General features: G+C 64.0%; 9 protein-coding genes and 1 pseudogene. 6 read left to right on the top strand and 4 right to left on the bottom strand.

The annotated features are described in order from the left end of the window. The first annotated feature begins 51 nt into the window (after positions 1-51). Together glyS and ppdK are read left to right on the top strand one after the other, a co-directional pair. Positions 52-2,190, top strand: coding sequence for a glycine--tRNA ligase subunit beta (gene glyS, locus MNBBLIKP_RS01295; RefSeq protein ID WP_088306716.1), 2,139 nt, complete (start codon positions 52-54; stop codon positions 2,188-2,190). 545 nt (positions 2,191-2,735) lie between these two features. After that, on the top strand, positions 2,736-5,399 hold the full coding sequence (gene ppdK / locus MNBBLIKP_RS01290; RefSeq protein ID WP_088306715.1) for a pyruvate, phosphate dikinase: 2,664 nt from the start codon (positions 2,736-2,738) through the stop codon (positions 5,397-5,399). On the opposite strand, the gene MNBBLIKP_RS01285 is transcribed toward ppdK, so the two are convergent. After that, a complete protein-coding gene (locus MNBBLIKP_RS01285; protein ID WP_441339259.1) occupies positions 5,396-6,130 on the bottom strand; it encodes a methyltransferase domain-containing protein in 735 nt (244 codons plus the stop codon). The genes ppdK and MNBBLIKP_RS01285 overlap by 4 nt on opposite strands. A gap of 56 nt (positions 6,131-6,186) precedes the next feature. On the opposite strand from MNBBLIKP_RS01285, the gene MNBBLIKP_RS01280 reads away from it, so the two are divergent. The 4 genes from MNBBLIKP_RS01280 to MNBBLIKP_RS01265 all read left to right on the top strand — a co-directional run bounded on the left by MNBBLIKP_RS01280 (position 6,187) and on the right by MNBBLIKP_RS01265 (position 9,901). Further along, the gene (locus tag MNBBLIKP_RS01280; protein ID WP_088306713.1) at positions 6,187-6,921 is read left to right on the top strand and encodes a ComF family protein; all 735 of its coding nucleotides are present in this window, start codon (positions 6,187-6,189) and stop codon (positions 6,919-6,921) included. A gap of 311 nt (positions 6,922-7,232) precedes the next feature. Beyond that, a complete protein-coding gene (gene hisI / locus MNBBLIKP_RS01275; protein WP_088306712.1) occupies positions 7,233-7,595 on the top strand; it encodes a phosphoribosyl-AMP cyclohydrolase in 363 nt (120 codons plus the stop codon). Positions 7,596-7,627: 32 nt separating this feature from the next. Continuing rightward, the gene (locus MNBBLIKP_RS01270; RefSeq protein ID WP_088306711.1) at positions 7,628-8,077 is read left to right on the top strand and encodes a MerR family transcriptional regulator; all 450 of its coding nucleotides are present in this window, start codon (positions 7,628-7,630) and stop codon (positions 8,075-8,077) included. 21 nt (positions 8,078-8,098) lie between these two features. Continuing rightward, positions 8,099-9,901: an acyl-CoA dehydrogenase C-terminal domain-containing protein gene (locus MNBBLIKP_RS01265; protein WP_088306710.1), complete on the top strand. Its 1,803-nt coding sequence runs from the start codon at positions 8,099-8,101 to the stop codon at positions 9,899-9,901. A gap of 88 nt (positions 9,902-9,989) precedes the next feature. Here MNBBLIKP_RS01265 and MNBBLIKP_RS01260 read toward each other — a convergent pair whose 3' ends face one another. The 3 genes and pseudogenes from MNBBLIKP_RS01260 to MNBBLIKP_RS01255 all read right to left on the bottom strand — a co-directional run. Further along, positions 9,990-10,271 carry a hypothetical protein gene (locus MNBBLIKP_RS01260; RefSeq protein ID WP_088306709.1) on the bottom strand — a complete coding sequence of 94 codons (282 nt, stop codon included), beginning with the start codon at positions 10,269-10,271 and terminating at the stop codon, positions 9,990-9,992. Further along, positions 10,261-10,422: a hypothetical protein gene (locus MNBBLIKP_RS17895; RefSeq protein ID WP_176399603.1), complete on the bottom strand. Its 162-nt coding sequence runs from the start codon at positions 10,420-10,422 to the stop codon at positions 10,261-10,263. The genes MNBBLIKP_RS01260 and MNBBLIKP_RS17895 overlap by 11 nt, the downstream gene beginning before the upstream one ends. A gap of 35 nt (positions 10,423-10,457) precedes the next feature. Then, positions 10,458-10,793: pseudogene (locus MNBBLIKP_RS01255) on the bottom strand (IS1595 family transposase); the annotation flags it as partial. Positions 10,794-10,907 lie beyond the last annotated feature (114 nt).

Genomic DNA, 10,907 nt, shown 5'->3' with positions numbered 1-10,907 from the left:
CCTCCGTCAGCGCTGCGCGCTGCCACCTCCCCCAGAGGGGGAGGATTTAGGATGTCTGATTTCCTCCTTGAACTCCGCTGCGAAGAAGTGCCCGCGCGGATGCAGGCCGGTGCGCGGGAGACGCTTGAAAAGCTGCTGCGCAAGGAACTGGACGCCGCCGGGCTGCCCTTGGGCGCGCTGACCGTCTGGTCCACCCCGCGCCGCCTCGCCCTGATCGCGCGCGACCTGCCTGATGCGACTGCGGCCGTTTCGGAAGAACTCAAAGGCCCGCGCGTCGGCGCGCCGCCGCAGGCGCTCGAAGGGTTCCTGCGCAAGACCGGCCTTAGCGAAGAGCAACTGACCGAGCGGGACGGCGTGCTCTATGCCGTCACCGAAAAGCCCGGCCGCGCCACGCGCGATGTGCTGGCCGAAGCGATCCCGGCGATCATCCGCGCCTTCCCCTGGCCCAAAAGCCAGCGCTGGGGCGCGGCATCACTCCGCAGTGAAAGCCTGCGCTGGGTCCGCCCGCTGTCGGGGATCGTTGCAATTCTGGGCGAAGACCTGATCGATTGCGAGATCGGCGGCATCACCTCCGGCTATGCCACCCGCGGCCACCGCTTCCACGCGCCGGGTGAAATCACCATCGGCGGCGCGCATGACTATGCGCAGAAGCTACGGCTGGCCCATGTCATCGTCGACCACGCCGAACGCCAGGACCTGATCCGCGCCAAGGCCAAAGAAGCTGCCGCAGCCGAAGGGCTGCTGCAGGTTGAAGATGAAGGGCTGGTGATCGAAAACGCGGGCCTGACCGAATGGCCGGTGCCCTTGCTCGGCCGGTTCGACGCGGCGTTCCTCGATGTCCCGCCCGAAGTGATCCAGCTCACCGCACGGACCAACCAGAAGTATTTCGTGTGCAACGACAGCGCGGGCAGCCTGGCCAACGCCTTCGTCTGCACCGCCAACATTGCCGCGAGCGATGGCGGGGCAGAGATCGTCAACGGCAACCGCAAGGTGCTGGCCGCGCGGCTGAGTGATGCGCGGTTCTTCTGGGAGCAGGACCGCAAGGTTCCGCTGGCGGAACAGGCCAGGAAGCTGTCGCGGATTACCTTCCATGAGAAGCTGGGCACTGTCGCCGACAAGGTTGAACGGGTGGCCAAGCTGGCAGAATGGCTCGCCAGCGAAGGCATTGTCCCCGGCTGCGATCCCGCGCTGGCGCGGCAGGCGGCCGAACTGTGCAAGGCCGATCTCGTCACCGAAATGGTTGGCGAATTCCCCGAGTTGCAGGGCCTGATGGGCGGCTACTACGCCCGCGCCGAAGGGCTGCCGGACGCGGTGGCCGACGCAATCCGCGATCACTACAAGCCGGTTGGGCAGGGCGATAACGTGCCGACTGCGCCGGTGACGGTGGCGGTGAGTTTGGCGGATAAGCTGGATACGTTGGGCCAATTCTTCCACAGCGATATGAAACCGTCAGGTTCGAAGGATCCGTTCGCGTTACGAAGGGCTGGAATTTCAGTCATCAGTCAGGTTCTAGCCGCAAAGCTGCGTGCGCCGCTGTTTGAAGTCCTGCCCAGTTGTATTGGGATTCCATCAAACACTGCTGTTAAGCTCACAGCCAATCAGGTTTTTGAGTTTCTCATCGACCGCCTCAAAGTCCAGCAACGCGAAGCCGGTGTCCGTCACGACCTGATCGACGCCGTGTTCGCACTCGGCGGAGAGGACGATCTCGTCCGCCTGCTCGCCCGCGTCCACGCGCTTCAAGCCTTCATCGGCACCGAAGACGGCACCAACCTGCTGTCCGGCTACAAGCGCGCGGCGAACATCCTCAAGAAGGAGGATTACGAACCCACCTCCGTTCGTGTCGAGCGTAGTCGAGACACGGAGAGCGGCATCTCGACTTCGCTCGATGCGAACGCGGAGGGGGATGTGGAAGGTGCGATTCAACTTTCCTACATGCCCGAAAAGGCAGAAAAGGCATTGATCGACGCGCTGGGCCAGGCCGGGCCGCGGGCTGCGGCAGCGGTGGAGCAGGAAGACTTTGCCGGGGCCATGGCGGCGCTGGCCAGCCTGCGCGGGCCGATCGACCAGTTTTTTGAGGACGTGACGGTCAACGATGCTGACCCTGCCAAACGCCTGTACCGCCTTGGTCTGCTCGCCCGGTTCCGCGCTGCGGTTCATGGCGTCGCGGACTTTTCGCGGATCGAAGGGTAGGGCGGGGCACTCCCCATACGCCAACTTCGTCACCCTGAACTCGTTTCAGGGTCCATCGGGCCGTTTGATCGAAGCGCCGTTGCTTAAGCAAACCGCGAGGTTTGGGCGCTCTCGACCGGGCGATGGCTGTGCGGCGCGATGGACCCTGAACCAAGTTCAGGGTGACGGTCGAAGGAGGGGTAGGCGCAGGGATTTGGCCGTGAAACCTTACGCTCCGAGCACTCCCCCTCCGTCAGCGCTGCGCGCTGCCACCTCCCCCAGAGGGGGNCAAAATCCTCCCCCAGAGGGGGAGGATTTTGGGGCGAAAAACGCCGAAAATTGCACAAGTGTCACCTTGTTTGGCGCAAACCTCTGCAAAACAACAGCAATCACCCCGGACAGGGTGTAACCTTGTTGTCACCCTGTCACCCCTGTTGTCACCGCGCCACAACCGGCCCGTCAACCGTGTTGCACCGCACAAAAAAGCTGACAGCGCCCGCCTTGCCCTCTAGGGGCCGAACTACACCGGCACACGATTCGTCGGTTCCTGGAAATGGCGGTTTCCCGTGACTTCATACGTATTCACTTTCGGTGGTGGTGTAGGCAGCTCTGACCCGCGTTCGCGCGACAAGACGATTGTCGGCGGCAAGGGCGCGAACCTTGCGGAAATGGCCGGGATCGGCCTGCCGGTGCCTCCCGGGTTTACGATCACGACCGAGGAATGTGTCCGCTATCTGGCCGAAGGGGGTGACTTCTCGGCAGAGGTTCAGGCCGAAGTCGCCAAAGCGCTGGGCCATATCGAAAGCGCGGTGGGCAAGAAGTTTGGCGACGCTGCCGATCCGCTGCTCGTCTCGGTCCGTTCCGGCGCGCGGGTGTCGATGCCGGGGATGATGGATACGGTGCTCAACCTCGGGCTCAACGACGCCACGGTTGAGGGGCTGGCCGCCAGTTCGGGCGATGAACGCTTCGCCTGGGATAGCTATCGCCGCTTTATCCAGATGTATTCAGACGTAGTGCTGGGGCTGAACCATCACGCTTTCGAAGACGCGCTGGAAATCGCCAAGGAAGACCAGGGCTATTACGCCGATGTCGAAATGCAGGCGGCGGACTGGCAGGCGCTGGTGGCCGAATACAAGGCCATCGTTGCAGCCGAACTGGGCCGCCCGTTCCCGCAGGACGTCCACGAACAGCTGTGGGGCGCGATCCGGGCGGTGTTTGACAGCTGGGATTCGGACCGAGCCAAGGTCTATCGCCGGTTGAACGATATTCCGGGGGACTGGGGCACCGCGGTCAACGTGCAGGCGATGGTGTTCGGCAACATGGGCGATACCAGCGCCACCGGGGTTGCCTTCACCCGCGATCCGGCGACGGGCGAGAAGGCCTATTACGGCGAATGGCTGGTCAACGCCCAGGGCGAAGACGTGGTGGCGGGCATTCGCACTCCGCAATACCTGACCAAGGCCGCACGGACCCGCGCCGGGGCCAAGCCGCTGAGCATGGAAGAGGCGATGCCGGAGGCTTACGGCGAACTCGCGGCGGTGTTCGAACTGCTTGAGAAGCACTACCGCGACATGCAGGACATCGAATTCACGGTTGAGCGCGGCAAGCTGTGGATGCTCCAGACCCGCAGCGGCAAGCGCACCGCCAAGGCCGCGCTGAAGATGGCGGTCGACATGGTCGGCGAAGGGCTGATCGATGAAAAGACGGCGATCCGCCGGATCGATCCGATGGCGCTGGACCAGTTGCTGCACCCCACGCTTGATCCTGATGCTCCGCGTGAAGTGCTCGCCAGGGGCCTGCCGGCCTCTCCCGGGGCGGCTTCGGGCGCGATCGTGCTCGATGCCGATACCGCGCAGGCCCATGCCGAACGCGGCGAGGCAGTGATTCTGGTGCGGGTGGAAACCAGCCCTGAAGACATCCACGGCATGCACGCTGCCAAGGGCATCCTGACCGCGCGCGGCGGCATGACCAGCCACGCCGCCGTGGTGGCGCGCGGGATGGGGCGTCCGTGCGTTTCGGGCGCTTCGGCGGTTTCGATCGATCTGGCCAGCCGCACACTGAAAATCGGCCAGTGCGAGCTGAAAGAAGGTGACGTAATCACGCTCGACGGGGCCAATGGCGATGTCATGTTGGGCCACGTCCGCACGATTGAGCCGGAACTGGTCGGCGATTTCGGCACGCTGATGGTCTGGGCCGATCAGCACCGCCGGATGAAAGTGCGCGCCAATGCCGAAACCCCCGCCGATTGCCGCACCGCGCGGCAGTTTGGCGCGGAAGGGGTGGGGCTGTGCCGCACCGAACACATGTTCTTCGATGACAAGCGCATCGCCGCCGTGCGCCAGATGATCCTGGCCGAGGACGAGGGCGGTCGCCGCGCGGCACTGGCCAAGCTTCTGCCCGAACAGCGCGCCGATTTCCACGCGATCTTCGAAGTGATGGCGGGCTTGCCGGTGACCGTGCGGCTGCTCGATCCGCCGCTGCACGAATTCCTGCCGCATTCGGATGCCGAGTTTGAGGAACTGTCCGATGTGATCGGGATCGGCACGGCCACGCTGAAGCGCCGGGCGGAGGAACTGCACGAATTCAACCCGATGCTGGGCCATCGCGGTTGCCGTCTGGGGATCACGTTCCCCGAAATCTACGAGATGCAGGCCCGCGCCTTGTTCGAAGCGGCGTGCGATGTGGCGGCAGCATCGGGCGCAGCTCCGGTGCCAGAAGTGATGATCCCGCTCGTGGCTACCCGGCGCGAACTGGAAATCCTGAAAGCGCTGGTTGATCGCACTGCGGCGGCGGTGTTTGGCGAAAAGGGCCGGACACTGGATTACCACGTCGGCACGATGATCGAACTGCCACGGGCTGCCTTGTTGGCCGGGGAAATTGCCGAAGTGGGCGAATTTTTCTCGTTCGGCACCAATGACCTGACCCAGACCACGCTGGGCCTGAGCCGCGACGATTCTGCCAAGTTCCTCAATGCCTATGTCGAACAGGGCATCTTCCCGCGCGATCCGTTCGTCTCGATCGACATCGACGGGGTCGGACAGCTGGTCAGCCTCGCCGCCGAGCGCGGGCGGGCGACCCGGCCGGACATCAAGCTGGGGATCTGCGGCGAACATGGCGGCGATCCGGCCTCAATCGCGTTCTGCGAAAAGGTCGGGCTGGACTATGTTTCGGCCTCGCCCTTCCGCGTGCCGATCGCGCGGCTGGCGGCGGCGCAGGCGGCGCTGGGCTAACGCGCCCAGCCGCTGAGGGTGAGGATTTCGAAGCGCTCGACTCGGCGCTCGCCAAAAGTCGCCGCTGCCCGGGCCAGGGCGGCGCGGGACAACGGCGGCCCCGCTTGGGCGAGGACGTTGGTTAGGGCCTGAGCGCGCAGGTCTTCGACCAGGCGGGCCAGGCTGGAGAAGCGCACTTCCAGGTGGCGGATGTCCACCACCGGATCGGCCCAGCCGGCGCGCTGGAGCAATTGCGCGCCCGCACGGACATCGACTGCGGGGTGCAGGCGCGGGGCAGGGCGGTCACCATCGGCGGCCAGCATCGCCTCACGCAGGGCGGGCAGGCTGCCGGCTCCGACAAAGCTGGCAATCGCCAGCCCGCCGGCGTTCAGCGCCTTGCGGATGTGGATCAGCGCGCCGGGCAGGTCGTTGACCGTATCGAGCGTGGCAAGGCTGGCGATCAGGTCAAACGGCCCTTCGCTCCACGGCTGCTCCTCGGCAAAGCCATGGGCAGGCTCGGCCGAAGTGACCGCGATGCCCTGGGCGGCAAGGGCGGCGGCCAGCGCGCCGGTCCAGTCACCCACCACCATCGCCGTGGCGGGCTGGTGGCGCAGGAAGGCGAGACGTTCGAGCAGGTCCTCGGTCATGTCCTCCAGCAGATAGCGCCCGGCATCGGGCCGCTGCTGCAGGACCAGCGCCCGGCGGCGGGCGGCAAGGCGGCGCTGGGGAGCAAAGATCAGGGGCGGGCTCATGGCGACCACGCCCTGCCTTGCGCTGCGGCGGGGCGCAAGCGATAGTAAGGAGGTTCATGCAAGTACCCGCCGCCCTGGCACCGGTCGTTGACCTGGTCTTCCCGCCGCGCTGCCCCTTGTGCGGCGCGGCACTGGCAGCGCAGGACGGGCTCTGTGCGGCCTGCTGGGGGGACCTGCGGATCCCGGGTGAGCCCAGTTGCACCAGCTGCCAGCGCCCTTTCGCAGAGGGCGCAGCGCAAGGATTGGTCTGCGCGCCGTGCCTGGCCGATCCGCCCCGGCATGACGGGATTGCGGCGGGGACGCTGTATACCGCCGAATCCCGCAAGCTGGTTCTGGCGTTCAAGCACGGCCACCGCATCGCCCTTGCGCCGATGCTGTCGCGCCTGATCGCGGCGCGGTTGCCGGACCGGGTTGAGGGGGGCTGGCTGTTCATACCGGTCCCGCTGCACCGCTGGCGGATCTGGCAACGCGGATACAATCAGGCCGCGCTGCTGGCGGGAGAGCTGGCGCGGTTGCGGGGTGGGGAACTGGTCGTGGACGGATTGCTCCGCGCCAAGCGCACCCCCTCGCTTGGCGGCCTGGGCAAAGCGGCGCGGGCACGCGCGCTGTCCGGGGCGATTGCGACCAACCCGGCGCGGGTCGGGGCGATCAAGGGCGCCAGGGTTGTGCTGGTGGACGATGTATTGACTAGCGGCGCCACTTCAGATGCCTGCGTCTCCGCGCTAAAACGGGCGGGGGCGGCTGAAGTGGTGGTGGCCTGTTTTGCGCGGGTGCTTGATGAAGCGCTCTGACCCGCAAACGAAAACGCCCGGAACCGAGGTTCCGGACGTTCTCGTGACGAAACTCTTGCGAACGCTGCCGTTGGGCAGTTCGGCGATCCCCCTTTGACCGCCTCGTTCAATCCCTCATGAAGATACCCGTCGTTGCGGGCAGTAATTTTTCCCTGAACCAGGGCCTTGCGGACTGGCGGGCGGCTCTTCAAACCGCAGCGCCTCAATCCGCGAATCGGCCCAAAAATGAAAGTGCGAAGCGGTGCGAGGGCAGATTTTGGTCGACACATGTGGTTATCCTGCAACAAGGGGCCGCCATGGCAGGGTGTGAAATGGAAGACAGAGAGCAAGGCACGGCCTTTTTGCCCAAGTTCGATGCGAACGGATTGCTCACCGCGGTAGTCTGCGATGCCAGCAGCCGCGAAGTGCTGATGGTCGCGCATATGAATGCCGAGGCTCTGGACAAGACTCGCGAGACGGGACTGGCCCACTTCTGGTCGCGCAGCCGGGGCAAGTTGTGGCTCAAGGGGGAAACTTCTGGCCATATCCTGACGGTCCGGGAAATCCGGGTCGATTGCGATCAGGACGCGCTGGTGGTGCTGGCCGAAACGCAGAACCCGGCCTGCCACACTGGCGCTCGCAGCTGCTTTTATCGCAAGCTGGATGGTGAGGGACTGGCCCGGATCACCAATTGACGCTTACGTAAAGGTAAGCTAGAATTGCCGCCATGGACAACTTTGGCGCATCACCCGCCTCGCACGACGGCGCTCATCTTGATCGTCCCGACGCCCTGCAGCGTGAACAGTTCACGATCTCTGACCTGACGGCGGAGTTTGATTGCACTGCCCGCGCACTGCGGTTCTATGAGGATGAGGGGCTGATCGCTCCGGCTCGGATCGGACTGAGCCGGGTCTATTCCAAGCGGGACCGATCCCGCCTGGCCTGGATCATGCGGGCCAAGAATGTCGGCTTCAGCCTGACCGAGATCAAGGAGATGATCGATCTCTACGATCTGGGCGATGGCCGGGCCCAGCAGCGCCGGGTCACGATCCAGCGCTGCCGCGACAAGGTGGAGCGCCTGCAGCAGCAGCGCAACGACATCGATGCCGCAATCAGTGAATTGACCGATTTCATCAGTCTTATCGAAAACCTCGATCCGGCCGCCACCCGCGCCTGATCTCACGCGAAGGATACCCGTATGCCCGTCTACAAGGCGCCCGCGCGCGACACCCGGTTCGTACTCAATGAAGTGCTCAAGCTGGAACAGTACGCCGCACTTCCCACCTTTGAAAACGCCGGTGCAGACATGGTCGATACCATTGTCGAGGAATGCGGCAAGTTCGCCGCCGAAGTGCTCGCACCACTCAACCCGGTGGGTGACAAGCAGGGCTGCACCCGTAACGCCGATGGTTCGGTAACCACGCCTGACGGATTCAAGGAAGCCTTCGCGCTCTACCGCGAGAGCGGCTGGGGCACGCTGTCCTCGCCCGAGGAGTTCGGCGGACAGGGCATGCCGCACGTGCTGGGCTTTGTGGTCGAGGAATTCGTCGCCACCGCCAATCATGCCTTCGGGATGTATCCCGGCCTGACGAGCGGTGCGGTCAGCGCGATTCTGGCCAAAGCCTCGCCCGAATTGCAGGCCAAATATCTGCCCAAGATGGTCGCCAACGAATGGCTGGGCACCATGAACCTGACCGAGCCGCACTGCGGCACCGATCTGGGCCTGATCCGCACCCGCGCGGTGCCGCAGGCGGATGGCAGCTACTCCATCACCGGTACCAAGATCTTCATTTCGGCAGGTGAGCATGACCTGACCGACAACATCGTCCACCTGGTCCTGGCCAAGACCCCGGACGCACCCGAAAGCAGCAAAGGCATCTCGCTGTTCATCGTGCCCAAAGTGCTGGTGAATGACGATGGTTCGCTGGGGGATCGCAACGCGGTGTCCTGCGGCGCGCTGGAACACAAAATGGGGATCCACGGCAACGCCACTTGCGTGATGAATTACGACGGGGCCAAGGGCTGGATCGTCGGCGAGGAAAACAAGGGTCTGGCCGCGATGTTCATCATGATGAACGCGGCCCGGCTGGGCGTGGGCATTCAGGGGCTGGCGCAGGCCGAAGTCGCTTATCAGAACGCAGTCAGGTATGCGCAGGATCGCCGACAGGGCCGGGCGCTAACCGGACCGGCTGAGCCGCAGGAAAAGGCCGACATGCTGTTCGTCCACCCGGACGTGCGGCGGATGCTGATGGATGCCAAGGCCTTCACCGAAGGGATGCGCGCGTTCTATCTGTGGGGCGGGCTGCTGGTGGACCTGAGCCACAAGGCCGCGAGCGAGGAAGAACGCGGCCTGGCCGATGACATGATCAGCCTGCTGACCCCGGTGCTGAAAGGCTATGGCACCGACAAGGGCTTCGACACCTGCGTCAACATGCAGCAGATTTTCGGCGGCCACGGCTATATCGAGGAATGGGGGATGAGCCAGTTCGTCCGCGACGCGCGCATCGCCCAGATCTATGAAGGCGCAAACGGCGTGCAGGCGATGGACCTGGTTGGCCGCAAGCTGGCGCTGAATGGCGGGCGCGCGGTTCAGGCCTTCTTTGCCGAAGTCGATGCGGCCTGCGCCGCCGGCAAGGACAAGCCGGAGCTGGCCACGCTGGCCGCCGGGGTGGAACGCGCCAATGGAGAGCTCAAGGCCGCTACCATGTGGTTCATGCAGAACGGCATGGCCAGCCCCAACAACGTCGGTGCGGGCGCGCACCATTACATGCACATCATGGGGATCGTCGCGCTGGGCCACATGTGGCTGAAGATGGGCGAAACCGCCGTGGCCGCGCTGGCAGCGGGGACGTCTGACAAGGCGTTCTACGAAACCAAGCTGACCACCGCGCGCTATTACGGCGAACGCTTCACCCCCGATGCGGGCGCACTGCGCCGCAAGATCGAAACCGGCGCCGAGAGCGTTATGGCACTGCCGGTGGAGGCCTTTGCGACGGCTTGATTGCCTGAAATCCTGCCACCTCCCCCAAAAAAAGGTGATTATATATCTTGCAAATAGGATGTAGCGCAGGTCACGACTTCCCAGCGGGTTATTCGCTTGGGCCTTCAATCTGCGGTCTGGCCTGCCGCACCGGCCTTACGTGATCCTCAATCTCTGATGCGCGGTAGTCCAAGCCCTCAATGCCAGAGCGAATTTCCCTCAGATCGTCCTCGATTGCAGTGAGTTTCGTATAGACCATCTCATGGATGCCATTACTGCCGTTGCCCAAATTGATGCTCATGGCATCAACGCGCGCAGCGATGCGACGGCCCACCCAAAGGATGGCAAGGGCAATGAACAGGCATCCCAAGAAAAGCGGCTCAGCCAACATTTTGCTTCTCCGGCTTAGGCTTGGCCTTCGCCACCTTGCGCAGCCGGTCATCCCAGCGCGCCTCGTCCTCGTCCGCTTCGAGTTCGCGGGCGGCTTGTTTAAACTTATCAGATTGACTCTGATCGGCAATTTGTGTTGCTTTCGTCATCATGCCTCAGAAACCTCCAGAAATCTAGGGGCTATTCCCTTGTGGGCATAGCCACGGCCCTTCTTGTTGCCCTTCGGCTTAATGTCGCGGTCGTTGCCGATGAACGTTTCATCAACCTCCACAATCCCACCGTTGCCGCCGAACGGGGCAAGATCGCCGTCGCGCATCGCTTCACGAACGCGGTGGGCGAGGAACCATGCTGACTTGTAAGTGATTTCCAGAATGCGGTGCAACTGATGCGCCGATACGCCCTTCTTGTTTGCAGTCATCAGATACACGGCTTGCAGCGCCTTATGAAGCGGCAAGCGCATGTGCTCGAACACCGTGCCAACCTTGAGCGTGAATTGTCCCTTGCAGTGGCCACAGCGCCGCAAGATCGAAACCGGGGCGGACAGCATGATGGCGCTGCCGGTGGAGGCCTTTGCGACGGCTTGATTGAGATAGATCCTCCCCCTCTGGGGGAGGTGGCAGCGCGCAGCGCTGACGGA

The sequence above is a fragment of the Novosphingobium sp. B 225 genome (genome assembly GCF_002198665.1).
Lineage (GTDB): Bacteria > Pseudomonadota > Alphaproteobacteria > Sphingomonadales > Sphingomonadaceae > Novosphingobium.
The sequence above is the reverse complement of the archived record's forward strand: the minus strand, read 5'-3'. Positions and strand labels throughout refer to the sequence as shown.

Coding starts and splice junctions, on each gene's coding strand:
- MNBBLIKP_RS01260 (WP_088306709.1), bottom strand. CDS start 10,271: ATGTTGGCTGAGCCGCTTTTCTTGGGATGCCTGTTCATTGCCCTTGCC.
- glyS (WP_088306716.1), top strand. CDS start 52: ATGTCTGATTTCCTCCTTGAACTCCGCTGCGAAGAAGTGCCCGCGCGG.
- MNBBLIKP_RS01280 (WP_088306713.1), top strand. CDS start 6,187: ATGCAAGTACCCGCCGCCCTGGCACCGGTCGTTGACCTGGTCTTCCCG.
- MNBBLIKP_RS01270 (WP_088306711.1), top strand. CDS start 7,628: ATGGACAACTTTGGCGCATCACCCGCCTCGCACGACGGCGCTCATCTT.
- MNBBLIKP_RS17895 (WP_176399603.1), bottom strand. CDS start 10,422: ATGATGACGAAAGCAACACAAATTGCCGATCAGAGTCAATCTGATAAG.
- MNBBLIKP_RS01265 (WP_088306710.1), top strand. CDS start 8,099: ATGCCCGTCTACAAGGCGCCCGCGCGCGACACCCGGTTCGTACTCAAT.
- hisI (WP_088306712.1), top strand. CDS start 7,233: ATGGAAGACAGAGAGCAAGGCACGGCCTTTTTGCCCAAGTTCGATGCG.
- MNBBLIKP_RS01285 (WP_441339259.1), bottom strand. CDS start 6,130: ATGAGCCCGCCCCTGATCTTTGCTCCCCAGCGCCGCCTTGCCGCCCGC.